Origin of the sequence: Klebsiella sp. JN_Kp121 (assembly GCF_040062145.1) — a bacterium.
GTDB lineage: Bacteria > Pseudomonadota > Gammaproteobacteria > Enterobacterales > Enterobacteriaceae > Klebsiella > Klebsiella aerogenes.
Genome location: NZ_JBEAHX010000011.1, coordinates 1 through 25,470, shown reverse-complemented (window position 1 = coordinate 25,470; position 25,470 = coordinate 1). Strand labels below are relative to the sequence as shown.

Genomic DNA, 25,470 nt, shown 5'->3' with positions numbered 1-25,470 from the left:
CTAAATTCAGATCCACTCTTTCACTTTGATGAACTCACTCAGCGCGGCTTCCGGGCTGCCTTCTTGCGGGTGGTAGTCATACTCCCAGCGCACCAGCGGCGGCATCGACATCAGAATAGACTCCGTACGCCCGCCGGTCTGCAGGCCGAACAGCGTGCCGCGATCCCACACCAGATTGAATTCCACATAGCGCCCGCGGCGATAAAGCTGGAAATCGCGCTCTCGTTCGCCATAAGGCGTGGTTTTTCGGCGCTCAACGATCGGCAGGTAAGCGTCGGTAAAGCCGTTGCCCACTGCCTGCATAAAGGCGAAGCAGTGGTCGAAGTCCGGAGTATTTAAATCATCAAAGAACAGACCGCCAATGCCGCGCTGTTCGTTACGGTGCTTAAGGAAGAAGTAATCATCGCACCACTTTTTATAGCGCGGATAGACCTCGTCGCCGTACGGCAGGCATAAATCGCGGGCAGTACGATGCCAGTGAATGGCGTCTTCTTCAAACCCATAATAAGGCGTTAGATCAAACCCGCCGCCGAACCACCACACCGGGTCGGCGCCGGGCTTCTCGGCAATAAAAAAGCGAACGTTAGCGTGGCTGGTCGGCACATAGGGGTTGCGTGGATGCACCACCAGCGAAACCCCCATTGCTTCAAAGCTGCGCCCGGCCAGTTCCGGGCGGTGGGCGGTAGCCGAGGCGGGCATCGCATCGCCGTGGACGTGAGAAAAGTTAACCCCGGCCTGCTCAAAGATGCCGCCGTCACGTAAAACCCGGCTGCGTCCGCCGCCGCCGCCTTCGCGCTGCCAGCTATCTTCAACAAAATCCTTGCCGTCAACGGCGGAGAGTTTGGCGCAAATGGCATCCTGCAGCTGAAGAAGGAAGGCTTTGACCTGCTGTACATTGGGTTTCATTAGCGTCTCTTCGAATGCGCTTTCTGGTTATCGAACCAGTGGAAATAACTAATAATGCCGGAAGCGATAGCGTTAGCAATCTTCTGGCGGAAAGCGGTTGTGCCGAGTAGCTTCTCTTCATTTGGGTTGGTAATGAACGACGTTTCGACCAGCACCGAGGGAATCGAAGGGGACTTCAGCACCACAAAGGCCGCCTGCTCTGTATTGCGGCTGTGCAGTTTATGCACCGGCTTAATCTTTTTCAGAATATGCGAGCCGAGCGTCAGGCTGTTCTTAATGGTGTCGGTTTGCACCAAATCGAACAATACCTGCTGCAGCAGATGGTCCTTATCCGTTGCTTTTTTACCGGCGACCTCATCGGCGCGGTTTTCGCGCTCGGAGAGATATTTCGCCATGGCGCTACTGGCGCCGCGGTTGGAGAGCGCAAAGACGGAGGCGCCGGCCGCACTCGGGTTGGTAAAGCCGTCGGCGTGAATCGACATAAACAGATCGGCGCCGTGCTGGTGGGCGATCTCAACGCGATCGTACAGTGGAATAAAGGTATCGCCGCTACGCGTCAGACGGGCATCGATGCCGTTGCTGCGTAAAATGCTGCGCACATTTTTAGCAATGGCCAGCACGACGTGTTTTTCTTTCGAACCGTTGTGGCCAATTGCCCCCGTATCGATGCCGCCATGACCGGGGTCAAGCATCACCAGACGCCTGCTGCCTGCTTTCTTTGCGACGGGTTTGCTGTGTCCATTGGAAGTTTTTAGCGGCTGCTCTTTGGCAGTGGCTTGGGAAGCGACGCCGGTTAGCGTCATCGCAGCCAGTCCTGCTTTCAGCACCTGACGGCGCGAAGCAAGTATTTTTAATGGTTTAAAAGTGCTCATTCGGCCTGAATTGTAAACAAGTGATGTCCAATGTTATATCGTATCGCGTTTCCCGTTACGACCACTCAAAATAAGAATTGTTTTACTTTTCATTTCAATACATGACAAAGCGATATTATGCCATTTTTTGCTGATGATTTCGCCTGATATTGGCTATCAGTCATATTCGCGCCATAATCACTGTTTTTAACCGTAAATGGTGGGGAATACCATGGAGATTCGCGTTTTTCGCCAGCAGGATTTCGAAGAAGTGATCACCCTTTGGGAGCGCTGCGATCTTCTGCGCCCATGGAACGATCCGGAAATGGATATCGAGCGTAAGCTCAACCACGACGTGAGCTTGTTTCTGGTCGCTGAAGTGAACGGTGAAGTGGTGGGGACCGTGATGGGCGGTTACGACGGCCACCGCGGCTCCGCTTACTATCTTGGCGTACATCCGGAATACCGCGGCCGCGGTATCGCTAATGCGCTGCTCAATCGGCTGGAAAAGAAGCTGATCGCCCGCGGTTGCCCGAAAATTTCAATTATGGTGCGTGACGATAACGATGTGGTGCAGGGGATGTACGAGCGTCTCGGTTACGAGCACTCGGATGTACTCACCTTGGGTAAGCGCCTGATTGAAGATGAAGAATACTGAATTTATTCCTGCCGATTATGATACCCAGGGTCGTTTACGGCTGCCGCTGTTGTTTTGGGGCGTGCTGTTGCTGCAGGCGCGCACCTGGGTGCTATTCGTCATGGCCGGCGCCTCCCGCCAGCAGGGGGATGCGCTGCTGAACCTGTTTTATCCCGATCACGATAACTTCTGGCTGGGTTTACTGCCCGGCGTACCGGCGGTCGCGGCATTTTTGTTGAGCGGTCAGCGTCAGCGTTTTCCCCGGATCTGGCCGCTGATGCGTTGGCTGCTGATTGCTTCACAGGCGCTATTGCTGGCCTGGCAGCCGTGGCTGTGGTTCACCGGCGAGGCGCCTTCCACGCTGACCATCGCCCTGCTGGCGGCCGATATTTATGCGCTATGGTGGCTGATAACCAGCCGCAGGTTGCACGCCTGTTTTCGCCTTGAAGCGCTTTAATGGCACTTTTTGCCGATCGCGCACTCCAACATGCGTTGAATGAATCAGAAAGGATTGAGTTATGAAATCGCTACGTCTAATGCTTTGCGCGCTTCCGCTGGCGCTAACCGGCTGCTCAACGATGAGCGCGGTGAACTGGTCGGCTGCCTATCCATGGAACTGGTTTGGTTCCTCCAACGAGGTCACCGAGCAGGGCGTGGGTAAACTGACGGCGTCGACGCCGCTCAATGAACAGGCAATTAGCGATGCCCTCGGCGGCAGCTACCGTCTGCGCAGCGGAATGAAAACCGCGGATGGCAAAATCGTTCACTATTTTGAAGCGCTAAAGGATGACAAGCTGGCGCTGACCATCAACGGCGATGGCGGTACGGTGAGCCGCATTGACGTGCGCGATAGCGCGATTCCCGCCGCCAGCGGCGTGAAAATCGGTACCCCGTTTAGCGAGCTGTACGGCAAAGCGTTCGGCAACTGCGAGAAAGGCGTCTCTGATAACGGTGCGGTGGTGGAATGTAAAGCCGCAGGTAGCCAGCACATCAGCTACGCCTTTACCGGCCACTGGAGCGGCCCGGACGAGCTGATGCCGTCCGACGATACCCTGAAGAACTGGAAAGTCAGCAAAATTATCTGGCGTCGCTAATTTGATCTGAAGAGACACGTGGGCGGATAAAAACGGTTACAATGGCGCGTTAGCAACGTCATAGCGTTGTGGTTGCATCATTTCAGGAGGAGCGATGTCTCAGGTTCAGAGCGGCATTTTGCCGGAACATTGCCGCGCGGCGATTTGGATTGAAGCCAATGTAAAAGGGGACGTTAACGCCCTGCGCGAAGCGAGCAAAATTTTTGTCGATAACGTGGCCACCTTCCAGGCTAAATTCCCTGACGCCAAACTCGGCGCGGTGGTCGCTTTCGGCAATACCGTCTGGCGTCAGCTGAGCGGTGGTGAAGGCGCGGAAGAGTTAAAAGATTTTCCGGTTTACGGCAAAGGGCTGGCGCCATCCACGCAGTATGACGTGTTGATTCATATTTTATCCGCCCGTCATGAAGTGAACTTTTCCGTCGCCCAGGCGGCGGTGGCCGCTTTCGGCGACGCCATTGAAGTGAAAGAAGAAATTCACGGTTTCCGCTGGGTGGAAGAACGCGATCTGAGCGGCTTCGTCGACGGCACCGAAAACCCGGCAGGCGAAGAAACCCGCCGTGAAGTCGCGGTGATTAAAGACGGCGTTGACGCGGGCGGCAGCTACGTATTCGTGCAACGCTGGGAGCACAATCTTAAGCAGCTTAACCGCATGAGCGTGCCGGATCAGGAGATGATGATTGGCCGTACCAAAGACGCCAACGAAGAGATCGACGGCGACGAGCGCCCGATTACTTCGCACCTGAGCCGCGTGGACTTAAAAGAAGATGGCAAAGGGCTGAAAATCGTCCGCCAGAGCCTGCCATACGGTACCGCCAGCGGCACTAACGGCCTGTACTTCTGCGCCTACTGCGCGCGCCTGTATAACATTGAGCAGCAGCTGCTGAGCATGTTCGGCGATACCGACGGTAAGCGCGATGCCATGCTGCGCTTCACTAAACCGGTGACCGGCGGTTATTACTTCGCGCCGTCGCTGGAGCGTATTCAGGCGCTGTAATTTTTCCCCTCACCCTAATCCTAACCCAGAGGGTTAGGGTGTAAGCGAATCCAGCATACGTACAGCCGCTTTCAGCAAAGCTTTGCCAGTTGCTTATTCTCTTTTCTACTTCCAAATCGCCAAACGGTATATAAAACCGTTACTCCTTTCGTACTCGTTATAAATATGATGATCATCAGTAAATGATCATTTTTGATAAGGGTGCGCAATGGCCGTTAAATCACTGAAAAAAGGATATCTGGCGCTGGCGGCTTCCATGCTGCTGGTGGCGCAGGCGCAGGCGACTGAACTGCTGAACAGTTCCTATGATGTTTCCCGCGAGCTGTTCGCCGCCCTTAATCCGCCTTTTGAACAGCAGTGGGCAAAAGAAAACGGCGGCGACAAGCTGACCATTAAGCAGTCACATGCGGGCTCCTCCAAGCAGGCGTTGGCGATTCTGCAAGGTCTGAAGGCTGACGTCGTGACCTATAACCAGGTGACGGACGTCCAGATTCTGCATGATAAAGGCAACCTGATCCCGGCAGACTGGCAGAGCCGTCTGCCGAATAACAGCTCGCCGTTTTATTCGACCATGGCGTTCCTGGTGCGTAAGGGCAACCCCAAAAATATTCACGACTGGAACGATCTGGTGCGTTCTGACGTGAAGCTGATCTTCCCGAATCCTAAAACTTCAGGCAACGCGCGCTATACCTATCTTGCGGCCTGGGGGGCGGCAGACAAAGCCGATGGCGGCGATAAAGCCAAAACCGAACAGTTCATGACCCAGTTCCTGAAGAACGTCGAGGTATTCGATACCGGCGGTCGCGGCGCGACGACCACCTTCGTCGAGCGCGGGTTGGGCGATGTGCTGATTACTTTTGAATCGGAAGTTAACAACATCCGTAAACAGTATGAAGCGCAGGGGTTCGAAGTCGTTGTGCCGAAGGTCAATATCCTCGCCGAATTCCCGGTCGCGTGGGTAGACAAAAACGTTAAGGCCAACGGTACTGAAAAAGCGGCGAAAGCCTACCTGAACTATCTCTATAGTCCGCAGGCGCAGACCATCATCACCGATTACTACTATCGCGTGAACGATCCGAAAGTGATGGCGTCGCTGAAAGATAAATTCCCGCAGACCGAACTGTTCCGCGTGGAAGACCAATTTGGCAGCTGGCCTGAAGTGATGAAAACCCACTTCGTCAGCGGCGGCGAGCTGGACAAACTGCTGGCAGCGGGGCGTCAGTAATGTTGGCTGTGTCGTCCAAGCGCGTGCTGCCGGGCTTTACCCTGAGCCTTGGCACCAGCCTGCTGTTTGTGTGCCTGATTTTACTGTTGCCGCTCAGCGCGCTGGTGATGCAGCTGGCGCAGATGAGCTGGGCGCAGTATTGGGAGGTGATTACCAACCCTCAGGTGGTCGCCGCCTATAAAGTCACGCTGCTGTCGGCCTTCGTGGCCTCGATTTTTAACGGCGTGTTCGGCCTGCTGATGGCGTGGATTCTTACCCGTTATCGTTTTCCAGGCCGTACGCTGCTCGATGCCCTAATGGACCTGCCGTTCGCGCTGCCGACGGCGGTGGCGGGTCTGACGCTGGCCTCGCTGTTCTCGGTTAATGGCTTGTACGGCGAGTGGCTGGCGAAGTTTGATATCAAAGTGACCTATACCTGGCTTGGCATCGCGGTGGCGATGGCCTTTACCAGCATCCCGTTTGTGGTGCGTACCGTGCAGCCGGTGCTGGAAGAGTTAGGGCCGGAATATGAAGAGGCGGCGGAAACCCTTGGCGCGACGCGCTTACAGAGTTTCCGCAAAGTGGTGCTGCCTGAACTGTCGCCAGCCCTGCTGGCGGGGATTGCGCTGTCGTTTACCCGCAGCCTTGGCGAGTTCGGTGCGGTGATCTTTATCGCCGGCAACATCGCATGGAAAACGGAAGTGACTTCGCTGATGATTTTCATTCGTTTGCAGGAGTTTGATTACCCGGCGGCGAGCGCGATTGCCTCGGTGATCCTCGCGGCTTCGCTGCTGCTGCTGTTCTCTATCAACACCCTGCAGAGTCGCTTTGGTCGACGCGTGGTAGGTCACTAATGGCGGAAGTTACTCAATTGAAGCGCTATGACGCGCCCCGGATCAACTGGGGCAAATGGTTTCTGATCGGCGTCGGGATGCTGGTATCCGCCTTCATCCTCGTGGTGCCGATGATTTATATTTTTGTCCAGGCTTTCAGTAAAGGGTTAATGCCGGTGCTGGAAAACCTGGCCAATCCGGACATGCTGCACGCCATCTGGCTGACGGTGATGATCGCGTTGATTACCGTGCCGGTGAATCTGGTGTTCGGGACGCTGCTGGCCTGGCTGGTAACACGCTTTACCTTCCCTGGCCGCCAGCTGCTGCTGACGATGCTGGATATCCCGTTCGCCGTCTCGCCGGTGGTGGCAGGTCTGGTTTATTTACTCTTTTATGGCTCCAACGGCCCACTCGGCGGCTGGCTTGATGAGCACAACCTGCAGATCATGTTCGCCTGGCCGGGCATGGTGCTGGCGACTATCTTCGTCACCTGTCCGTTTGTGGTCCGCGAGCTGGTGCCGGTCATGATGAGTCAGGGAAGCAACGAAGATGAAGCGGCGATCCTGCTCGGCGCTTCCGGTTGGCAGATGTTCCGTCGGGTGACGCTACCCAATATTCGCTGGGCGCTGCTGTACGGCGTGGTGCTGACCAACGCCCGCGCGATTGGCGAATTCGGCGCGGTGTCGGTCGTTTCCGGCTCGATCCGCGGCGAAACGCTGTCGCTGCCGCTGCAAATTGAATTACTGCAGCAGGACTACAACACCGTCGGTTCGTTTACCGCCGCGGCCCTGCTGACGTTAATGGCTATTTTGACCCTGTTTTTAAAGAGTATGTTGCAATGGCGTCTGGCCAATCAGGAAAAACGCGCGCAACAGGAGGGAAATCATGAGCATTGAGATTGCCAATATTAAGAAATCGTTTGGTCGCACCCAGGTGCTGAATGATATCTCGCTGGATATCCCTTCCGGGCAGATGGTTGCGCTGTTGGGGCCGTCCGGCTCCGGTAAAACCACCTTATTGCGGATTATCGCCGGGCTGGAGCATCAATCCAGCGGCCATATCCGTTTTCACGGTACCGACGTGAGCCGAATGCACGCGCGCGATCGTAAAGTGGGCTTTGTTTTCCAGCACTATGCGCTGTTTCGACATATGACGGTATTCGATAACATCGCCTTTGGCCTGACCGTGCTGCCGCGCCGTGAGCGTCCCAATGCGGCGGCGATCAAAGCCAAGGTGACCAAACTGTTGGAGATGGTGCAACTGGCCCATCTTGCCGACCGTTATCCGGCGCAGCTTTCCGGCGGCCAGAAGCAACGCGTGGCGTTAGCGCGCGCGCTGGCGGTCGAGCCGCAAATTCTGCTGCTGGATGAACCCTTTGGCGCGCTGGATGCGCAGGTGCGTAAAGAACTGCGCCGCTGGCTGCGCCAGCTACATGAAGAATTAAAATTCACCAGCGTGTTTGTTACCCACGACCAGGAAGAGGCGATGGAAGTCGCCGATCGGGTAGTGGTAATGAGCCAGGGCAACATCGAACAGGCCGATGCGCCTGAACGCGTCTGGCGTGAACCTTCGACCCGTTTTGTGCTCGAGTTTATGGGCGAAGTTAACCGCCTGCAGGGCACCATTCGCGGTGGCCAGTTCCACGTCGGCGCCCACCGCTGGCCTTTAGGCTATACCCCGGCATACCAGGGGCCGGTCGATCTGTTCCTGCGGCCGTGGGAAGTAGATATCAGCCGCCGTACCAGCCTGGATTCGCCGTTGCCGGTGCAGGTGCTGGAAGCCAGTCCGAAGGGGCACTACACCCAATTAGTCGTCCAGCCTCTTGGGTGGTACGACGAGCCGCTGAGCGTGGTGCTGGCGGGCGATGAGGCCCCGTCCCGCGGCGAACGCCTGTTTGTCGGCTTGCAGAATGCGCGCCTGTATAACGGAACAGAGCGCATCGAGCCGCGCGGCGAACTTGCTCTGGCAGAGTCGGCCTGATAGCTTAAATCTACGTGCTTTTGCCGGGCGGCTCAGCGCTGCCCCGGCTGACAGCCCGGAGCGCATGACGCGGCCGGGCTTTTTATTGGACAGCTGAAGTGAACACATTAGAACAAACAATTGGCAACACGCCGCTGGTGAAATTACAACGTCTGGGGCCGGACAACGGCAGCGAAATTTGGCTCAAGCTTGAGGGCAACAACCCGGCGGGCTCGGTAAAAGATCGCGCCGCGCTGTCGATGATTGTCGAAGCGGAAAAGCGCGGCGAAATTAAACCCGGCGATGTATTGATCGAGGCGACCAGCGGTAATACCGGTATCGCGCTGGCGATGATTGCGGCGTTAAAAGGCTATCAGATGAAACTGCTGATGCCGGACAACATGAGCCAGGAGCGCCGTGCCGCGATGCGCGCCTACGGCGCTGAATTGATTCTGGTCACCAAAGAGCAGGGGATGGAGGGCGCTCGCGATCTGGCCGCCGCGATGGCCGAGCGTGGCGAGGGTAAGCTATTGGATCAGTTCAATAATCCGGATAACCCTTACGCCCATTACACCACCACCGGCCCGGAGATCTGGCGCCAGACGGACGGGCGTATCACCCACTTTGTTTCCAGCATGGGCACCACCGGTACCATTACCGGCGTATCGCGTTTTCTGCGCGAACAGGCGAAGCCGGTAAGCATCATTGGGCTACAGCCGGAAGAGGGCAGCAGCATTCCGGGGATCCGCCGCTGGCCGCAGGAATATATGCCGGGCATTTTTAATGCCTCGTTGGTGGATGAGGTGCTGGATATCCACCAGCAGGATGCGGAAAACACGATGCGCCAGTTGGCCGTACAGGAAGGGATCTTCTGTGGCGTCAGTTCCGGCGGCGCGGTTGCCGGGGCGCTGCGTATTGCTCGCGCCAATCCGGGCGCGGTGGTGGTGGCGATCATCTGCGATCGCGGCGATCGCTATCTCTCAACCGGCGTGTTCGGCGAAGAACACTTCAGCCAGGGGGCGGGTATCTAAACGCGCTATCACGGCCCCCATGCCAGGCTTGGGGGTCGGTTAACTAAAGTGCGTGTTTCGCTACCAGCTTATCCAGAAACGCCCATAGTTTTTGATTCATCTCGCGATAATCCCATAGCCTCATTTCATCTTCGCTGCGAATAAAGCGCCTGCCTTTTGCGGCGGCAAGTTCATGTTGCGAATGCGTAATTAGTAACTCGATGACCTCCGCGTCAAACTCCATATGGCACTGAAAACCGTAGACCCGATCGCTATATTTGACGATTTGCCGCGGGCACCCTTCGCTGGAAGCCAGGACTTCCGCCGCAGGCGTCAGGCCCGGCATATCGTTGTGCCAGTGACCGACTACCACCGATGGTCCGAAATGGGCGATGTTGTCATCCTGCAGTCCGGCGGTGGTCAGGATGATAGGATAGTGGCCAATCTCTTTTTCCGGGCTTTGCATCACCGGCGCCCCCAACGCTTCGCCGATGAGCTGCGATCCGAGACAAATCCCGACCACGATACGCCCGGCGGCAATCGCCTGGGCAATCAGGTTTTTCTCGGCATGGGCATCAAACCATGGGCACTCGGCAAGCGTGGTGCGTGGTGATTGCGGGCCGCCAAGTACCACCAGCATATCAAAACCTTCGGCATTCGCCGGCAGCGGATCCCCGGCATAAACTCGCGACCAGCTGGCCTGATAGCCGCGCGCGTTAACCCAGCGCAGATAGGCGCCAGGCGCTTCAAAAACTTCATGAACGATAAAGTGGATCCGCATAACAACTCCCGTGTTTAACAAGGTAAGACCAGCGATAAATCGTGTGCAAGTTGTTCAATTTGCGCCTCGGTTAAGGCGCCCAGCGACAGGCGCAGGCCGTGCGCCGGTGTTTTCACGCCAAAGGCTTCACCTTCACGCACCAGCCAACCGGCCCGCGCCAGACGCAACGCCAGCGGCTGGCTGGCGGCTGATAGCGGCAGCCAGAAGTTAAGACCATCGCCAGGCGGATAATCGCCAGCGCCGTGGCGGGCCAACGCGGCGGCGAGCCGCTGATTTTGCTGCTGATAATGGCGCTGGCTCGCAGTCAGAGAAGCGGCAAAAGCGCTATCATTCAGGCAGGCGAACGCCAGCTCTTGTAGTAAATGGCTGACCCACTGGCTACCGGCGTTCAGGCGCAGGCGCAGCGCCGCCGAGGTTGTCGGGTCGCTGGCGACTATCGCCAGCCGCAAATCCGGGCCCAGGGTTTTGGACATTGAGCGCACCAGCGCCCAACGCTGAATGCCGTCAGGTAGCGGATTGTGCCAGCATGTCGCTGAGAGCAGGGCGAAGTGATCGTCAACGATCGCCAGCGTCTGCGGATAGCGGGCGAGCACGGTGCGAATCGCTTGTGCGCGCTCCGGCGTCAAACTGCAGCCGGTCGGGTTGTGGGCGCGTGGAGTCAGTATTACCGCGCGGGCGCCGTTGCGCAGTGCTTCTTCAAGTCGCACCGGGTCCATGCCTTCACCGTCGACGGCGACAGGGCTGGGCTGGAAACCGGCGTAACGCAGCATATTGATGCTGCTCAGAAAGCAGGGGTCTTCTACCGCGACGCTGTCGCCGGGTAGCAGCAGCGCGCAGAGCAGTCGTTCCAGAGCGTCAATCGCGCCGCTGGTCAAGTTGATGTCAAATTCCTGGCCGATATCACCGCTGACCCACTCCCGGGCCCAGTCAGCCAGCCGTGGCTCAACGGCGGCATCGCCATATAAGTGCGGGGTCTGCGCCAGCTGCGGAAGAAAACGGCCAATATCCGGCAGACATCGTGGATCCGGATTGCCGCCGGAAATATCAATCAGCGATGTCGTTGGATCGCCACCCTCGACCGCATTAAGCGTATTGCGCGCCTTAATGGCCGTGCCGTTACGCCCCTGACTGACGGCGAGGCCTGAAGTCACCAGCCGCTTGTAGGCCGCCGCCACCGTGTTGCGGTTGACTGCCAGTTCGCCTGCCAGTTCGCGCACCGGCGGCAGCGCCTCGCCGGGTTGCAACGCGCCGCTCTGCACCAGATGACGGATGTTATCGAAAATCTCGCTTGCGGTTTTTCCGGTGAACATTATTGACCTATGACAAAATGAATTTTAGCATAGGACGAATGATAATCAGAGTATGACCCGCTGTCCAGCGGGGGGAGAAAGGATGAGTCAGCAAGACGAAATACAGTCCGTGCTCTTTAACGACCACAGCCGGGCGCTGGAGGTTGATATTGTGGCGGTGCAATCGCAGGTGGTATACGGCAGCGTCGGCAACAGTATCGCGGTACCGGCAATCAAGCAGCATGAATTACGGGTGATGGCGGTGCCGACGGTGTTATTCAGCAATACCCCACATTACGATACTTTCTACGGTGGAGTGATCCCGGAAGAGTGGTTTAGCGGCTATCTGCGGGCGCTGGAGGAGCGTGATGCGCTTCGCGAGCTGCGGGCGGTAACCACCGGCTATATGGGCAGCGCCGGGCAAATTGCGCTGCTGGCGCAGTGGCTGCAGCGCATCCGCGTGCACCATCCCGACCTCTGTATTCTGGTTGACCCGGTGATTGGCGACGTGGATAGCGGCATTTACGTAAAAGCGGAGATCCCCGAGGCTTATCGCCGCCATCTATTGCCGCTGGCGCGGGGTATCACACCAAATCAGTTCGAGCTCGAAACCCTCAGCGGCATGCCGTGCCACAACCAGCAGGAAGCGGTGGTCGCCGCGCGAAGTCTGCTTTCCGATACGCTAAAGTGGGTGGTGATTACCAGCGCGCCTGGACCGGATGCTTCGACTATTAACGTGCTGGTGGTCACCGACGACGCGGTCGAAGTGGTCGTCCATCCTCGCGTCGAAACCGACCTCAAAGGCACCGGCGATCTGTTCTGCGCCGAGCTCATCAGCAACCTGGTGCGCGACATGCCGTTGGGCGACGCTACGCGCGCCGCCGCTCAGCGCGTGCTGGCGGTAATGACCTGGACCGAGAGTCAGGGCTGCGATGAACTCATTTTACCGCCGTCTGGAGCGCATTAACGATGCATAACTATCGGTTAGTGGTACGCAGGGAGGGAAGAACCGTCGGCCATTTCGAGACAACGGGAATGAACGCGCTGGAAGATGCCTGTAGGGCGAGGTCGTTGTTTGAAAGCGATCCTGGCTACTAGTGCGAGCTATGGGTGGCGGATAGCGAACGGCGGATTCTGGAAAGTAGCCCGCAGGGGATGAAAATCCTGGCGAGTGAAAAGTGCTACCGCCCAGCATAAAAAAATGGCGCCTTCAGGCGCCATTTTCTCGGCAAGCAAGAATTACTTCTTGATGCGGATAACCGGAGTTTCACCAACGGTGACACTACCGGACAGTTTGATCAGCTCTTTGATCTCGTCCATGTTGGAGATAACAACCGGAGTCAGGGTAGACTTGGCTTTTTCTTCCAGCAGCGGCAGATCGAATTCGATAACCGGGTCGCCGACTTTCACGCGCTGACCTTCTTCAGCGATGCGCTTGAAGCCTTCGCCTTTCAGTTCAACGGTATCGATACCGAAGTGAACAAACAGCTCAATGCCGCTATCGGATTCAATAGAGAAAGCATGGTTGGTTTCAAAAATTTTACCGATGGTACCCTCTACCGGCGCAACCATTTTGTTGCCAGTAGGTTTGATGGCAATGCCATCACCCACAATTTTCTCCGCAAAAACCACATCCGGCACGTCTTCGATGTTGACGATCTCGCCAGAGAGCGGAGCAACAATCTCAATAGTTCCGGTGTCTTTTTTGTCATCAGAAACCAGAGATTTCAGTTTATCGAACAAACCCATGATCTTCTCCTAAGCAGTAATTTGGGCCGCGCATCTCGTGGATTAGCAGATTGTTTTTTCTTCAATGAACTTGTTAACCAGCGTCATTAACTCGTCCGTTGTCGGTTGAGCAAGAGCCTGCTCTGCTAATACTTTCGCATCTTCGAAGTTCGTGTTACGAATAATCTTCTTGATGCGCGGGATGGAAATGGCGCTCATAGAGAATTCGTCCAGCCCCATACCCAGCAACAGAAGTGTAGCACGTTCATCGCCCGCAAGCTCACCACACATACCAGTCCATTTGCCTTCTGCATGAGAAGCATCAATAACTTGCTTGATCAGAGTCAGCACAGACGGTGACATCGGCTGGTAAAGATGCGAGATCATATCATTACCACGGTCAACTGCCAGAGTATATTGCGTTAAATCATTGGTTCCGATACTAAAGAAATCAACTTCTTTGGCTAAATGACGAGCAATAGTCGCGGCTGCCGGGGTTTCCACCATCACGCCGATCTCAATTGATTCGTCAAAAGCTTTACCTTCGTCACGCAGTTCCTGTTTGTAGATCTCAATCTCTTTCTTCAGTGCGCGCACTTCTTCAACAGAGATGATCATCGGGAACATGATGCGCAGCTTACCGAAAGCGGAGGCACGCAGGATAGCGCGAACCTGGTCGCGGAGGATCTCTTTACGATCCATCGCGATACGCACGGCACGCCAGCCGAGGAACGGGTTCTCTTCTTTCGGGAAGTTCATGTACGGCAGCTCTTTATCGCCGCCGATGTCCATGGTGCGAACGATAACGGCCTGTGAGCCGCACGCTTCAGCCACCGCTTTATAGGCTGCGAACTGTTCTTCTTCAGTCGGCAGAGAATCGCGGTCCATGAACAGGAATTCGGTACGGTACAGGCCCACGCCTTCCGCGCCGTTGCGCTCAGCGCCGTCTACGTCGCGAACGGTACCGATGTTAGCGCAAACTTCAACCTGATGACCGTCGAGGGTGATGGCCGGCAGATCTTTCAGTTTCGCCAGTTCCGCTTTTTCTTCAGCAACCTGCGCCTGCAGCGCACGCAGCTCTTCAATTTTTTCGTTGCTCGGGTTAACCAGAACCTGGTTGTTAACCGCATCGAGAATCAGATAGTCGCCGTTTTTCACCTGGGAGGTGACGCTTCCGGTACCGACAATTGCCGGCAGCTCAAGGGAGCGCGCCATGATAGAGGTGTGGGAAGTACGGCCGCCCGCGTCGGTGATGAAACCCAGCACCTTATTCAGGTTCAGCTGTGCGGTTTCCGACGGGGTCAGATCGGCGGCAACGAGGATGACTTCATCCGCGATAGCGCTCAGATCGATGATTGCCAGGCCCAGAATGTTGCGCAGCAGACGTTTACCGATATCGCGTACGTCAGCGGCACGCTCTTTCAGGTATTCGTCATCCAGCTCTTCCAGTGCAGTTGCCTGACCTTCGATAACTTCATTGGCTGCCGCATCGGCAGTCATGTGCTTATCTTTAATCAGGGCTATGATTTCCTGCTCAAGCTCCTCATCTTCCAGCAGCATAATATGCCCTTCGAAGATGGCTTCTTTTTCTTCACCGAAAGTTTCACCAGCTTTGGTTTTGATGACCTCCAGCTGGGCGGAGGCCTTGGTGCGGCCGTTCAGGAAACGTTCAACTTCCTGATCAACCTTATCGGCAGAAATTTTCTTCCGGTCGATGACAATTTCATCTTCTTTCAGCAGGAGAGCCTTGCCGAAAGCGATACCCGGGGATGCTAAAATGCCTGAAATCATAACCCTACCTTACTTGTGACTGATATTAAAAAGAACCCGTGAACTTACTCGAGTTCAGCCATCAGTTTAACCAGATGCTCAACTGCTTTTTGCTCATCTTCGCCTTCAGCGGAGATGGTCACAACGGTACCCTGAGTCAGGCCCAGAGTTTGCAGTTTGAACAGGCTTTTTGCGCTGGCGCTTTTGCCGTTGGAGGTTACAGTGATCTCAGAAGTGAAGCCTTTCGCTTCTTTAACAAACTGAGCAGCAGGGCGGGTGTGCAGACCGTTCGGAGCGGTAATGGTAACTTCTTGCTGGAACATTATATTTCCCCAACTTATAGGTTTAGTGTTGTGGACCTAAAGTCTAGCCTAACGACCAAACTTTAGCCTGTATTGTTAGCGCCGGCGTTACGTGTGTGGCTAAGGCGTCAGCAGCGGAACCGCTGAGAGGACCTTAAGTCCGTTGACGTCTAGCACTTCATTAAACATTATGCCGCGAAAGGAAGACTTGAACCAAATCATAAAATCGATTCAGCCTGCGGAAATCCAAATCTGAATAATTTCGCGCTTCAAAATAAATGTGCTGGTTAAATACCAGACCCTACGAGGTGAATCAATGCCAGGAGGGGTAAAACTTTGATGTATGCCACAAAAAAGCACCCGAAAAGGTGCTTTTTTACACGGTTTTTACAAACTGGCACTACTGTTGCAATTCTTTCTCGGTAAAGAGATCTGCGAACAGCGCCGTGCTTAAATAACGCTCACCAGAAGACGGTAGGATAACCACAATATTCTTATTGGTAAAGGCTTCATCTTCCTGCAGCTTTAACGCCGCGGCGACAGCAGCGCCGGAAGAGATACCGGCCAGAATACCTTCTTCTTCCATCAGGCGACGAGCGGTGGAGATGGCTTCTTCGTTGGTGATGGCGACCACTTTATCGACCAGTTTCAGGTCGAGGTTGCCCGGGATAAAGCCGGCGCCGATGCCCTGAATTTTGTGCGGGCCAGGTTTCAGCTCTTCACCAGCCAGCGCCTGGGCGATAACCGGCGAGTCGGTCGGCTCAACGGCGACGGTAATCAGATCTTTTTTACCTTTCGTGCCTTTAATATAACGAGAAACACCGGTCAGGGTACCGCCAGTACCGACGCCGGAGATAAAGACGTCAACCTGGCCATCGGTGTCTTCCCAGATTTCCGGGCCGGTGGTCTTTTCGTGAATTTCCGGGTTAGCCGGGTTACTGAACTGCTGCAGCAGCAGATATTTTTCCGGGTCGCTGGCGACAATCTCTTCCGCCTTCTGGATGGCGCCTTTCATGCCTTTCGCGCCTTCGGTCAGCACCAGATTAGCACCCAGCGCTTTCAGCAGCTTGCGGCGTTCCACGCTCATAGTTTCCGGCATGGTCAGCGTCAGTTTGTAGCCGCGAGCGGCGGCGACGTAGGCGAGGGCGATACCGGTGTTGCCGCTGGTTGGTTCAACCAATTCCACACCCGGTTTCAGTACGCCGCGCTTTTCAGCATCCCAAATCATATTGGCGCCGATACGGCATTTAACGCTAAAGCTCGGGTTACGAGATTCTACCTTGGCCAGGATTCGGCCATTACCGATGCGGTTCAGTCGTACCAGCGGCGTATGACCGATTGTCAGGGAGTTGTCTTCAAAAATCTTACTCATGGCCCGTCCTTAACTGTATGAAATTTGGGGGTACGGCTTCAGCATACCCGCTTAAACAATATCCGGAAGTAAGGATTTAGCATATCTATATGCTGAAGGGAAATAATGATGAGCAAGAAGGAATAAGACGGAAATAAGGGGCGGCGTGAACCGCCCCGAAAGAGAGAGCTAAGCGCACTATTTCCACATCGCGTGCTTATCGCGATAGCAATCCACCCACATCGCCGTCGCGCCGCAGATAGCGACTGGCAGAATAACCAGGTTGAGAACCGGGATCATGGTGAACAGGCTGGTCAGCGCGCCAAACTGCATGTTGATGACCTTCCGCGAACGCAGCGCCTCGCGCATGGTTTTAAACGGCACTTTATGGTTATCGAACGGATAGTCGCAATACTGAATGGCCAGCATCCAGGCGCTAAACAAGAACCACAGTACCGGCGCGACGGTTTGGCCAATGCCGGGGATAAAGTACAGCAGTAACAGAACGATGGCGCGCGGCAGGTACCAGGCAAACTTTTGCCATTCGCGTTTCATGATGCGCGGGACATCTTTCATGATGCCGAATATGCCAACGTCGGGCGGTGTCGCGCCGGTCAGTCGCGCTTCGAGCTGTTCCGCCAGCAGGCCGCTAAACGGCGCGGCAATCCAGTTGGCGATGGTCGAAAAGAAGTAACCAAATACCAACAAAATAGAGATAACCGCCACCGGCCACAGCAGGTAGTTTAACCACTGAAGCCATTCAGGCACATGGCTCATTAATGAAGGGATCCAGCTATCGAGGCGGGTAAACAGCCACCAGAACGCGCCGCCCATCAGAATCACGTTAACTAATAAAGGCAGGAACACGAAACGTCGGATCCCTGGCAGCCTGATGAGTTTCCAGCCTTGTGAAAAATAGTAGACGCCGCTACGTGGGGTAGTTGCGGATGATGAAACCATAGTCAGGCGATGCTCCTTTTTTAACATTCAGTGTGAATGCCCGCTTATTTTATCGGGTTGTCAGACAATAACCAGTTAGGAAATGTTCGAAAAAACAGCAAAAAGCACGATTTAGTTCATCTTTATGGGGTGAAAGGGGCAGACGCACTTGCACTTGATGTAATCGGCAAATACTCTTAGTGAGTAAATGTTTGCCGTGGTGGCAAGGTGTTAGAACAACAGAGAATATAATGATGCAGGATTTGCGTCTGATATTAATCATTGTTGGCGCGATCGCCATAATCGCTTTACTGGTACATGGTTTCTGGACCAGCCGTAAAGAGCGTTCCTCGATGTTCCGCGATCGCCCACTGAAACGTATGAAGTCTCGCGACGATGAAACATCGGAAGGCGATGACTTTGATGACGATGTTGAAGGCGTAGGTGAAGTTCGCGTTCACCGGGTTAATCACGCCCCGAACGGCGCATATGGGGAGCAAGAAGCACCTCGTCAGGCGCCGCAACACCAGTATCAGCCTCCTTATGAGCGTCAGGTGCAGCAGCCTGTGCGTCAGGACGAGCCGGTTCATCAGGCGCCGCCGCACGCGCCGCGCCCGCAGCAGCCTGTTGCTCCGCAGCCGCAGGCCCAGCCGCCGCATCATGTTGCCCCTGCTCAGCCGGTACATCCAGCGCAGCCGGTCCATCAGCCGCAGCCGGTACCGCCGCAATATCAGCAGCCGGTGCAGCCAGCTCCGCAGCAGCCTGTAGCTCAACAGTCGGCACCAGTCCCACAACCTGTTGCTCAACAACCTGCGCCGGTTCAACAGCCTGCCGCGCCGCAGCCGCAACCGGCCCCTGAAGCGCCAGCCGCTGAACCTCAGCAGCCGGCCGCCGCGCCGCAGCCGAAAGAGCGCAAAGAGACGGTCATCGTGATGAACGTCGCCGCGCATCACGGTTCTCAGCTTAATGGCGAACTGCTGATCAACAGCATCCAGCAGGCCGGCTTTAAGTTTGGCGATATGAATATTTTCCATCGTCATTTAAGCCCGGACGGTAGCGGACAGGTATTGTTCAGCCTGGCGAACATGGTTAAACCTGGCACCTTCAATCCGGATGCGATGGTGGATATGACCACGCCAGGCGTGACTATCTTTATGCAGGTGCCGTCGTTTGGCGACGAGCTGCAAAACTTTAAACTGATGCTGCAATCGGCGCAGTACATCGCCGATGAAGTTGGCGGCGTGGTGCTTGACGACCAGCGTCGGATGATGACGCCGCAGAAACTGCGTGAGTACCAGGATCGTATTCGCGAAGTAAAAGAGGCTAACGCCTGATCTACGCGCTAGCGTGTCGTCTGCTTAATCTGAACCCCCGCCCGTCGGGGGTTTTTTATCATTGATGGTGCGTTATGGAACCAATCGAACAAAAACTGACTGAACTGCGAACCACCCTTCGCCATCATGAATATCTGTATCATGTTATGGACACCCCAGAGATTCCCGATGCGGAATATGACCGGTTGATGCGCGAACTGCGCGAACTCGAAGCGCAACATCCTGAGCTGATTACCCCTGACTCGCCGACCCAACGCGTTGGCGCGGCGCCGTTGGCCTCTTTCAGCCAGATTCGCCATGAAGTGCCCATGCTGTCGCTGGATAACGTCTTTGATGAAGAGAGTTTCCTCGCCTTTAACAAACGCGTGCAGGACCGTTTAAGCGATACGGCGGATCTGACCTGGTGCTGCGAGCTCAAGCTCGATGGCCTGGCGGTCAGTATCCTCTATGAAAACGGCGTGCTGATGCAGGCGGCGACCCGTGGCGATGGCACCACCGGCGAGGATATTACCTCCAACGTGCGAACCATTCGCGCTATTCCGCTGAAGCTACGCGGCGACAATATCCCGGCGCGGCTGGAAGTGCGCGGAGAAGTGTTCCTGCCGCAGGCCGGATTTGAAAAAATCAATGAAGAAGCGCGCCGCACCGGCGGCAAAGTATTTGCTAACCCGCGCAATGCCGCCGCGGGTTCGTTGCGCCAGTTGGATCCGCGTATTACCGCGAAGCGACCGCTTACTTTCTTCTGCTACGGTGTTGGCGTGCTGGAAGGCGGTGAACTACCGGCCAGCCACTCCGCGCGTTTGCAGCAGTTTAAGCAGTGGGGATTGCCGGTGAGCGACCGCGTGAAGCTGTGTCATTCTCCAGAGGAAGTGCTTACTTACTATCGCCAGGTTGAAGAAGACCGTCCGAAACTTGGTTTTGATATTGACGGCGTGGTGATTAAAGTCGATTCGCTGGCGCTGCAGGAGCAGCTTGGTTTCGTCGCCCGCGCTCCGCGCTGGGCGGTGGCCTTTAAATTCCCGGCCCAGGAGCAGATGACTTTTGTCAACGATGTGGAATTCCAGGTTGGCCGTACCGGAGCGATTACGCCGGTAGCGCGCCTTGAACCGGTGCACGTGGCCGGGGTGCTGGTCAGTAACGCCACCCTGCATAACGCCGACGAAATCGAACGTTTAGGTCTGCGTATTGGCGACAAAGTGGTGATTCGCCGCGCGGGGGACGTGATCCCGCAGGTCGTCAACGTGGTGCTTTCTGAACGCCCGGAACATACGCGTGAAATCATCTTCCCTACACATTGTCCGGTATGTCATTCCGATGTTGAACGGGTGGAAGGGGAAGCCGTGGCGCGCTGTACCGGCGGACTTATCTGCGGCGCACAGCGTAAAGAAGCGCTGAAGCACTTTGTCTCCCGACGGGCGCTGGATGTCGACGGTATGGGCGATAAAATCATCGATCAGCTGGTTGAGAAAGAGTACGTCCATACGCCAGCCGATCTGTTCCGGCTCAGCGCCGGTAAGCTTACCGGGCTGGATCGCATGGGACCGAAATCGGCGCAAAATGTGGTCAACGCGCTGGAGAAAGCGAAAGAGACGACCTTCGCCCGCTTCCTGTATGCGTTAGGTATTCGCGAAGTCGGTGAGGCGACCGCCGCGGGACTGGCGGCGCATTTTGGCACTATTGAAGCGCTGGAACAGGCTTCGATTGAGGAGCTGCAGAAGGTGCCTGACGTCGGGATTGTCGTCGCCACGCATACTTTTAACTTCTTCGCCGAAGAGAGCAACCGAGAGGTCATCGCGCAACTGCGCGCTGAAGGCGTCCGCTGGCCGGCGCCGGTGGTGGTGAAGGCGGAAGAAATTGACAGTCCGTTTGCTGGTAAAACCGTGGTATTAACCGGTAGCCTGAGCCAGCTGTCGCGCGATGAGGCCAAAGCGCGGCTGGTCGCGCTGGGGGCGAAAGTCGCCGGCAGCGTGTCGAAGAAAACCGATCTGGTGATTGCCGGTGAAGCGGCGGGCTCTAAGCTTGCGAAGGCGCAGGAGTTAGGCATTGAGGTTATCGACGAAGCCGAAATGATGCGCCTGCTGGGAGAATAACGTGGATAAAGCGCAGCTCATCGAGATTGCTAATACCGAAATGCCGTTTGGCAAATATAAGGGGCGCCGTTTGATCGACGTCCCGGAAGAGTATTTGCTGTGGTTTGCCCGTAAGGATCAATTCCCTGCCGGGCATCTCGGCGAGCTGATGGCGTTGACCTTATTGATCAAGACCGAGGGGCTGACGCAACTGGTGCAGCCCCTGAAACAACCGCGTTAACCTGCCGTAGCGCGGGATTTCTCCTGCGCCTGTTGGGCGTCTGTCTGCGCTTTATAGCGACGAGCCAGTACGGCGCAGACCATCAGTTGGATCTGATGGAAGATCATTAGCGGCAGCACCATTATCCCCAGAATCGATGCCGGGAACAGGATATTCGCCATCGGTATCCCGTTTGCCAGGCTCTTTTTCGAGCCGCAGAAGACGATGGTAATTTCATCCGGCTTGCTAAAGCCGCAGCGGCGGGCGACAAAAACGTTGATCGCGATGACAATAGCCAACAGCACCAGGCTGACAACGACGATAAACAGCAGCGAGCCTACGCCCACTTTGTGCCAGATACCATTGACGACGGCTTCGCTGAAGGCGGAGTAGACCACCAGTAAGATTGAGGTCTGGTCGGTTTTGCCAATCCATTTTTTATGTTTCGCCACCCAGCTACCGATCCACGGGCGCGACAGGTGGCCGAGGACGAACGGCAGCAGCAGCTGTAGCATAATCTTACCGACCTGTTCCAGATCGCCGCCAGCGCCATGCAAATGCATCAGCAGTCCTACCAGCAATGGCGAGACAAAAATACCGAGCAGACTTGACGCTGAAGCGGAACAGACCGCCGCGGCGACGTTACCGCCGGCGAGCGAAGTAAAGGCAATAGCTGACTGGACGGTCGCCGGTAAGATACAAAGGTAAATAAAACCGCTATAGAGCATCGGGTCGACCTTAATCGGCGCCCACCACGCAAACAGAACCCCCAGAACCGGAAAAACAATAAAGGTGCTGCACATCACCCACAGGTGTAAACGCCAGTGGCTGCCGCCGGCGATAATTGCTTCACGCGACAGCTTGGCGCCGTGCATAAAGAATAACAGCGCGATGGCGGCGGTGGTGAGATGCTCGACGAAAGGGACGAATTCGCCGCGCGCCGGAAAGAGCGAGGCCAGCAGAACCACGGTAATCAATGTCAGTGTAAATGGATCAAGAATGCGGAAAAGTTTCATAAACGCTCCTGAAATTCGATGCCGCTATTGTGCTTTCTTTGTTTTGAGAAATAAAATTGATTTATTGCATCTATTCATGAATAAAACAGATGAATTACTCGTTACGTCAGTTAAAAGTCTTTGTCACCGTCGCCAGAGCGCGTAGTTTTAGCCGTGCCGGGGAAATTATTGGTCTTAGCCAGTCGGCAGTGAGCCATAGCGTTAAGGAGCTGGAGCACCAGACCGGCGTGCGTTTGCTCGACAGAACGACGCGTGAAGTGGTGCTTACCGAAGCAGGCCATCAGCTGGCGGGCAAGCTTGAACGTTTGCTTGATGAACTCCATGTGACCCTGCGTGAAGCGGGGCGGGTAGGGCAGCAGTTGACGGGGACCGTGCGCGTCGCCGCCAGCCAGACCATCTCGGCGCATCTGATCCCGCAATGCATCGCTCATAGCAATCGCCGCTATCCAGATATAGATTTCGTACTGCATGACAGGCCACAGCAGTGGGTGCTGGAAAGTATCCGTCAGGGCGAGGTTGATTTTGGTATCGTTATCGATCCGGGGACGGCGGCAGACTTGCAGTGCGAGTCGGTGTTGGCGGAACCATTTTTGTTGTTATGTCGTGAGGATCACCGTTTCTCCCGGCAGTTATCGGTCAACTGGCAGGAGTTGCAGGGGGAGAGGCTGGTATTGCAGGACTATGCTTCCGGCAGTCGGCCGCTGATTGATGCCGCGCTGGCGCGTTTTGCCATCAAAGCCGATATTGTGCAGGAGATTGGTCATCCGGCGACGCTGTTCCCGATGGTGGAATCGGGGATTGGTATAAGCGTACTGCCGGCGCTGGCTTTACCCTTGCCGCAGGGCAGTCGTTTGCAGGTAAAAAGATTAACCCCAGTTGTGGAGCGCCAATTGATGCTGGCGCAGCGAAAAAATCGCTCTCTGTCGACCGCGGCGCAGGCGCTATGGGAAATCGTGCGTGAAGAGGGGGCAAACCTGACATCAGCCAGGATCGAGGACCCGCTTTATCAGCGCTAAGCGTCATTCTTAACGCTGGTGGGGAATGCTACTTTTTATACTGCACAATCGTAGATATTTCCTTTTCTCATGCCTGATGAAAACCCTGCTTTAGTCGGTTCAGAAATCAACAGCCCCAATTTGAATCATTGTTTAAATACACTACGTTCGATCAACTTGTTTACACTATACAGAGAATAGTGCGGAGCGTGTCATTGTCGGGCGGCCGAGCTGTTGAATTTTCCACACGCTATTTGAGAATGGTAAAAAATGGAATTATCAGTCCCTTTTATGCTCGTTATTATTTCCATTGCTTCGCTGCTTGCTCAGTGGTTGGCGTGGCGATTACGTATACCTTCTATCCTGCCGCTGTTGCTCATCGGCGTACTACTTGGCCCCGGGGTGCATTTATTGCAACCGGATATATTATTTGGTCCTCTACTTTTCCCACTGGTATCGCTGTCGGTGGCCATCATTCTGTTTGAAGGGGCCCTAACGCTACGCTTTGATGAGATTCGCGGCTTGGGTGGTATTGTGCGCAATTTAGTCACAGTTGGAATGTTGATTACCTTCGCCGTTATCTCACTAACCTGCTGGGGAATTTTAGGCCTCACGCCGCAGATTTCAGCGCTGATCGGGGCGGTCACGGTGGTTACAGGGCCGACAGTGATTTCTCCACTCATGCGAGTGGTTCGCCCAACAGCCTCTATTAATCAGGTACTGCGCTGGGAAGGGATCGTCATTGATCCGGTGGGAGCGATTTTTACCCTATTAGTATTTGAGTTTATTACTTTGCAGGAGCAAACGGGCACATGGCTTCATTTGCTGATCATGCTTACAAAAACGGTCGTTATAGGGCTGGTGAGCGGGGCGGTGTTTGGCGTTTTCTTAGGGAATGCGCTCAGGCGTGGTTGGATCCCGGGTTATCTGCAAAACTTCGCTGTTTTATCCTTCGTTCTATTGACGTTTGGCGTGTCCAATACGCTGGCGGATGAATCTGGTCTGCTTGCGGTAACGGTCCTGGGGATCTGGCTGGCTAATATGCGAGAGGTTGAGACCTCGGATATCGTTGAATTTAAAGAAGAGCTATCCGCCATCTTACTTTCAGCGCTATTTATCATCCTGGCGGCCCGTCTTGATATCCATGCACTCTGGGCGATGGGCTGGCCGCTGCTGATATTGATGCTTATCGTCCAGTTTGTGGCCCGTCCACTATGCATTCTTGTTTCGACATGGCGTTCCAGCTTGCATTGGCGTGACAGGCTGATGTTATGTTGGATCGCCCCGCGCGGAATCGTTGCTGCCGCTGTCAGTTCCCTGTTTGCTTTGACGCTGCAAAAAAAAGGCTATGAGAACGCGGATCAGCTGGTAACCGTCGTTTTCGCAATCATTATAGGTACGGTAGTTTTGCAAAGCCTTACCAGCAGCCAATTGGCGCGCTGGCTTGGCGTGCAGCAACGTAGGCCTCGAGGAGTGCTGATTGTCGGGGCGAATACGGTCGCCAGAACCCTGGCCCAGGCGCTCAGAAAACTCGATATTCCGGTTCAGCTGAGCGATAACAGCTGGGAATACTACCGGCTGGCAAGAATGGAAGGCTTACCAACATATTATGGCAATGTCTGGTCTGAACATGCGGAAAACTACCTGAATCTGAGTGAGATTCGTCAGGTGATCGCCTTGTCGCCAAATCGTCACCAGAATGCGCTGACCACCCTGCATTTTCAGCATATATTTGGTAATAATCGCGTCTTCTCAATCCGTACGGGGCCTGTGACTAAAGGACGTAGTGAGAAAGAAACGCGTCACGAACAGCTTTTCGATACTGATATGACCTGGGCACGGCTTAGTAGCCTGATAGCGAAAGGCGCAGTCATGAAAGTCACTCGCCTGAATAACAATTTTGGTTGGCCGGGGTATCTCAGCACCAACCCCGGTGCAACACCGCTGTTTGCGCAAAGAGAGGATGGCAATCTGATAGCGATTAATAATGGAATCATGCCGCCGCCACCCTGTACTGTCGTGGCGATTATCGAACCTGGAGTAGAAAGTGAAAAAACTCCCTCAGAAGCGTATTGATAGCCTGTTCTTCATTGTTGGCAGTCGTTGCAGGCCGTTCCGCTATCTGGCGTTCTGCGCATAGCAAAAAGGCGCCTTTAGGGCGCCTTTTTACATTGGTGGGTCGTGCAGG

The 25,470-nt window shown here is 55.2% G+C and carries 25 protein-coding genes and 1 pseudogene; 16 read left to right on the top strand and 10 right to left on the bottom strand.

What is annotated here, in order from left to right:
• Positions 1-6: 6 nt before the first annotated feature.
• A complete protein-coding gene (gene hemF, locus ABLU86_RS15925; protein ID WP_348796238.1) occupies positions 7-906 on the bottom strand; it encodes an oxygen-dependent coproporphyrinogen oxidase in 900 nt (299 codons plus the stop codon).
• Complete coding sequence (amiA, locus tag ABLU86_RS15920; protein ID WP_015365483.1) at positions 906-1,778, bottom strand: N-acetylmuramoyl-L-alanine amidase AmiA; 873 nt, start codon at positions 1,776-1,778, stop codon at positions 906-908. Before amiA ends, hemF begins: the two co-directional genes overlap by 1 nt.
• Before the next feature lie 211 nt (positions 1,779-1,989).
• Between amiA and ABLU86_RS15915 the strand changes: the two genes are divergently transcribed.
• From ABLU86_RS15915 to cysM, 9 genes are all read left to right on the top strand, one after another.
• On the top strand, positions 1,990-2,415 hold the full coding sequence (locus tag ABLU86_RS15915; protein WP_015365484.1) for a GNAT family acetyltransferase: 426 nt from the start codon (positions 1,990-1,992) through the stop codon (positions 2,413-2,415).
• Complete coding sequence (locus ABLU86_RS15910) at positions 2,402-2,851, top strand: DUF2919 domain-containing protein (RefSeq protein ID WP_032708856.1); 450 nt, start codon at positions 2,402-2,404, stop codon at positions 2,849-2,851. The genes ABLU86_RS15915 and ABLU86_RS15910 overlap by 14 nt, the downstream gene beginning before the upstream one ends.
• A gap of 61 nt (positions 2,852-2,912) precedes the next feature.
• Positions 2,913-3,488 (top strand): RpoE-regulated lipoprotein, encoded by a 576-nt coding sequence (locus tag ABLU86_RS15905; protein ID WP_348796239.1) that lies wholly within the window; start codon positions 2,913-2,915, stop codon positions 3,486-3,488.
• 94 nt (positions 3,489-3,582) lie between these two features.
• Entirely contained in the window at positions 3,583-4,482 is a 900-nt protein-coding gene (locus tag ABLU86_RS15900; protein WP_015365487.1) for a Dyp-type peroxidase, read from the top strand.
• Between the two features lie 208 nt (positions 4,483-4,690).
• Positions 4,691-5,707: a sulfate ABC transporter substrate-binding protein gene (locus ABLU86_RS15895; RefSeq protein ID WP_015365488.1), complete on the top strand. Its 1,017-nt coding sequence runs from the start codon at positions 4,691-4,693 to the stop codon at positions 5,705-5,707.
• Complete coding sequence (cysT, locus tag ABLU86_RS15890; protein ID WP_015365489.1) at positions 5,707-6,540, top strand: sulfate/thiosulfate ABC transporter permease CysT; 834 nt, start codon at positions 5,707-5,709, stop codon at positions 6,538-6,540. Before ABLU86_RS15895 ends, cysT begins: the two co-directional genes overlap by 1 nt.
• Positions 6,540-7,415, top strand: a complete 876-nt coding sequence (gene cysW / locus ABLU86_RS15885; protein WP_015365490.1) for a sulfate/thiosulfate ABC transporter permease CysW — start codon at positions 6,540-6,542, stop codon at positions 7,413-7,415. Before cysT ends, cysW begins: the two co-directional genes overlap by 1 nt.
• Complete coding sequence (gene cysA, locus ABLU86_RS15880; protein WP_015365491.1) at positions 7,405-8,499, top strand: sulfate/thiosulfate ABC transporter ATP-binding protein CysA; 1,095 nt, start codon at positions 7,405-7,407, stop codon at positions 8,497-8,499. Before cysW ends, cysA begins: the two co-directional genes overlap by 11 nt.
• A gap of 98 nt (positions 8,500-8,597) precedes the next feature.
• Complete coding sequence (gene cysM / locus ABLU86_RS15875; protein ID WP_015365492.1) at positions 8,598-9,509, top strand: cysteine synthase CysM; 912 nt, start codon at positions 8,598-8,600, stop codon at positions 9,507-9,509.
• A 43-nt stretch (positions 9,510-9,552) separates the two neighbouring features.
• Here cysM and ABLU86_RS15870 read toward each other — a convergent pair whose 3' ends face one another.
• Both ABLU86_RS15870 and ptsJ read right to left on the bottom strand, forming a co-directional pair.
• Complete coding sequence (locus ABLU86_RS15870) at positions 9,553-10,269, bottom strand: type 1 glutamine amidotransferase (protein ID WP_063444482.1); 717 nt, start codon at positions 10,267-10,269, stop codon at positions 9,553-9,555.
• Positions 10,270-10,283: 14 nt separating this feature from the next.
• Complete coding sequence (gene ptsJ / locus ABLU86_RS15865) at positions 10,284-11,579, bottom strand: transcriptional regulator PtsJ (RefSeq protein WP_336193751.1); 1,296 nt, start codon at positions 11,577-11,579, stop codon at positions 10,284-10,286.
• Between the two features lie 82 nt (positions 11,580-11,661).
• On the opposite strand from ptsJ, the gene pdxK reads away from it, so the two are divergent.
• Positions 11,662-12,525: a pyridoxine/pyridoxal/pyridoxamine kinase gene (gene pdxK / locus ABLU86_RS15860; protein WP_348796240.1), complete on the top strand. Its 864-nt coding sequence runs from the start codon at positions 11,662-11,664 to the stop codon at positions 12,523-12,525.
• Positions 12,526-12,527: 2 nt separating this feature from the next.
• Positions 12,528-12,755, top strand: a pseudogene (locus ABLU86_RS15855) (cytoplasmic protein).
• Positions 12,756-12,797: 42 nt separating this feature from the next.
• On the opposite strand, the gene crr reads toward ABLU86_RS15855, so the two are convergent.
• The 5 genes from crr to cysZ all read right to left on the bottom strand — a co-directional run bounded on the left by crr (position 12,798) and on the right by cysZ (position 17,669).
• Positions 12,798-13,307 (bottom strand): PTS glucose transporter subunit IIA, encoded by a 510-nt coding sequence (gene crr, locus ABLU86_RS15850; RefSeq protein ID WP_015365497.1) that lies wholly within the window; start codon positions 13,305-13,307, stop codon positions 12,798-12,800.
• Between the two features lie 42 nt (positions 13,308-13,349).
• Entirely contained in the window at positions 13,350-15,077 is a 1,728-nt protein-coding gene (gene ptsI / locus ABLU86_RS15845) for a phosphoenolpyruvate-protein phosphotransferase PtsI (protein ID WP_015365498.1), read from the bottom strand.
• 44 nt (positions 15,078-15,121) lie between these two features.
• Entirely contained in the window at positions 15,122-15,379 is a 258-nt protein-coding gene (ptsH, locus tag ABLU86_RS15840) for a phosphocarrier protein Hpr (RefSeq protein ID WP_000487600.1), read from the bottom strand.
• 379 nt (positions 15,380-15,758) lie between these two features.
• Positions 15,759-16,730 carry a cysteine synthase A gene (gene cysK / locus ABLU86_RS15835; protein ID WP_013878168.1) on the bottom strand — a complete coding sequence of 324 codons (972 nt, stop codon included), beginning with the start codon at positions 16,728-16,730 and terminating at the stop codon, positions 15,759-15,761.
• Between the two features lie 177 nt (positions 16,731-16,907).
• Positions 16,908-17,669: a sulfate transporter CysZ gene (gene cysZ, locus ABLU86_RS15830; RefSeq protein WP_013878167.1), complete on the bottom strand. Its 762-nt coding sequence runs from the start codon at positions 17,667-17,669 to the stop codon at positions 16,908-16,910.
• A gap of 230 nt (positions 17,670-17,899) precedes the next feature.
• On the opposite strand from cysZ, the gene zipA reads away from it, so the two are divergent.
• From zipA to ABLU86_RS15815, 3 genes are all read left to right on the top strand, one after another.
• Positions 17,900-18,982 (top strand): cell division protein ZipA, encoded by a 1,083-nt coding sequence (zipA, locus tag ABLU86_RS15825; RefSeq protein ID WP_045367605.1) that lies wholly within the window; start codon positions 17,900-17,902, stop codon positions 18,980-18,982.
• Positions 18,983-19,056: 74 nt separating this feature from the next.
• Positions 19,057-21,072, top strand: coding sequence for an NAD-dependent DNA ligase LigA (gene ligA, locus ABLU86_RS15820; RefSeq protein ID WP_348796241.1), 2,016 nt, complete (start codon positions 19,057-19,059; stop codon positions 21,070-21,072).
• Position 21,073: 1 nt separating this feature from the next.
• Complete coding sequence (locus ABLU86_RS15815) at positions 21,074-21,292, top strand: DUF3820 family protein (protein ID WP_013878164.1); 219 nt, start codon at positions 21,074-21,076, stop codon at positions 21,290-21,292.
• On the opposite strand, the gene ABLU86_RS15810 is transcribed toward ABLU86_RS15815, so the two are convergent.
• Positions 21,289-22,287, bottom strand: coding sequence for a bile acid:sodium symporter family protein (locus ABLU86_RS15810; protein WP_047042257.1), 999 nt, complete (start codon positions 22,285-22,287; stop codon positions 21,289-21,291). The two genes, ABLU86_RS15815 and ABLU86_RS15810, sit on opposite strands and share 4 nt — an antisense overlap.
• Positions 22,288-22,376: 89 nt before the next feature.
• Between ABLU86_RS15810 and ABLU86_RS15805 the strand changes: the two genes are divergently transcribed.
• Positions 22,377-23,303 (top strand): LysR family transcriptional regulator, encoded by a 927-nt coding sequence (locus ABLU86_RS15805; RefSeq protein ID WP_020078207.1) that lies wholly within the window; start codon positions 22,377-22,379, stop codon positions 23,301-23,303.
• Between the two features lie 249 nt (positions 23,304-23,552).
• Positions 23,553-25,358 carry a sodium:proton antiporter gene (locus ABLU86_RS15800; RefSeq protein ID WP_348796242.1) on the top strand — a complete coding sequence of 602 codons (1,806 nt, stop codon included), beginning with the start codon at positions 23,553-23,555 and terminating at the stop codon, positions 25,356-25,358.
• The last annotated feature ends 112 nt before the right edge of the window (positions 25,359-25,470 follow it).

What these genes read in the sequence shown, in the direction of transcription:
- cysW (WP_015365490.1), top strand. Translation starts at nt 6,540, where the DNA reads ATGGCGGAAGTTACTCAATTGAAGCGCTATGACGCGCCCCGGATCAAC.
- ptsH (WP_000487600.1), bottom strand. Translation starts at nt 15,379, where the DNA reads ATGTTCCAGCAAGAAGTTACCATTACCGCTCCGAACGGTCTGCACACC.
- amiA (WP_015365483.1), bottom strand. Translation starts at nt 1,778, where the DNA reads ATGAGCACTTTTAAACCATTAAAAATACTTGCTTCGCGCCGTCAGGTG.
- ABLU86_RS15800 (WP_348796242.1), top strand. Translation starts at nt 23,553, where the DNA reads ATGGAATTATCAGTCCCTTTTATGCTCGTTATTATTTCCATTGCTTCG.
- ABLU86_RS15905 (WP_348796239.1), top strand. Translation starts at nt 2,913, where the DNA reads ATGAAATCGCTACGTCTAATGCTTTGCGCGCTTCCGCTGGCGCTAACC.
- ABLU86_RS15895 (WP_015365488.1), top strand. Translation starts at nt 4,691, where the DNA reads ATGGCCGTTAAATCACTGAAAAAAGGATATCTGGCGCTGGCGGCTTCC.
- cysZ (WP_013878167.1), bottom strand. Translation starts at nt 17,669, where the DNA reads ATGGTTTCATCATCCGCAACTACCCCACGTAGCGGCGTCTACTATTTT.
- zipA (WP_045367605.1), top strand. Translation starts at nt 17,900, where the DNA reads ATGATGCAGGATTTGCGTCTGATATTAATCATTGTTGGCGCGATCGCC.
- ptsI (WP_015365498.1), bottom strand. Translation starts at nt 15,077, where the DNA reads ATGATTTCAGGCATTTTAGCATCCCCGGGTATCGCTTTCGGCAAGGCT.
- ABLU86_RS15900 (WP_015365487.1), top strand. Translation starts at nt 3,583, where the DNA reads ATGTCTCAGGTTCAGAGCGGCATTTTGCCGGAACATTGCCGCGCGGCG.
- crr (WP_015365497.1), bottom strand. Translation starts at nt 13,307, where the DNA reads ATGGGTTTGTTCGATAAACTGAAATCTCTGGTTTCTGATGACAAAAAA.
- ABLU86_RS15805 (WP_020078207.1), top strand. Translation starts at nt 22,377, where the DNA reads ATGAATTACTCGTTACGTCAGTTAAAAGTCTTTGTCACCGTCGCCAGA.
- ptsJ (WP_336193751.1), bottom strand. Translation starts at nt 11,579, where the DNA reads ATGTTCACCGGAAAAACCGCAAGCGAGATTTTCGATAACATCCGTCAT.
- ABLU86_RS15910 (WP_032708856.1), top strand. Translation starts at nt 2,402, where the DNA reads ATGAAGAATACTGAATTTATTCCTGCCGATTATGATACCCAGGGTCGT.
- ABLU86_RS15810 (WP_047042257.1), bottom strand. Translation starts at nt 22,287, where the DNA reads ATGAAACTTTTCCGCATTCTTGATCCATTTACACTGACATTGATTACC.
- pdxK (WP_348796240.1), top strand. Translation starts at nt 11,662, where the DNA reads ATGAGTCAGCAAGACGAAATACAGTCCGTGCTCTTTAACGACCACAGC.
- ABLU86_RS15915 (WP_015365484.1), top strand. Translation starts at nt 1,990, where the DNA reads ATGGAGATTCGCGTTTTTCGCCAGCAGGATTTCGAAGAAGTGATCACC.
- ligA (WP_348796241.1), top strand. Translation starts at nt 19,057, where the DNA reads ATGGAACCAATCGAACAAAAACTGACTGAACTGCGAACCACCCTTCGC.
- cysA (WP_015365491.1), top strand. Translation starts at nt 7,405, where the DNA reads ATGAGCATTGAGATTGCCAATATTAAGAAATCGTTTGGTCGCACCCAG.
- cysT (WP_015365489.1), top strand. Translation starts at nt 5,707, where the DNA reads ATGTTGGCTGTGTCGTCCAAGCGCGTGCTGCCGGGCTTTACCCTGAGC.
- hemF (WP_348796238.1), bottom strand. Translation starts at nt 906, where the DNA reads ATGAAACCCAATGTACAGCAGGTCAAAGCCTTCCTTCTTCAGCTGCAG.
- ABLU86_RS15870 (WP_063444482.1), bottom strand. Translation starts at nt 10,269, where the DNA reads ATGCGGATCCACTTTATCGTTCATGAAGTTTTTGAAGCGCCTGGCGCC.
- cysK (WP_013878168.1), bottom strand. Translation starts at nt 16,730, where the DNA reads ATGAGTAAGATTTTTGAAGACAACTCCCTGACAATCGGTCATACGCCG.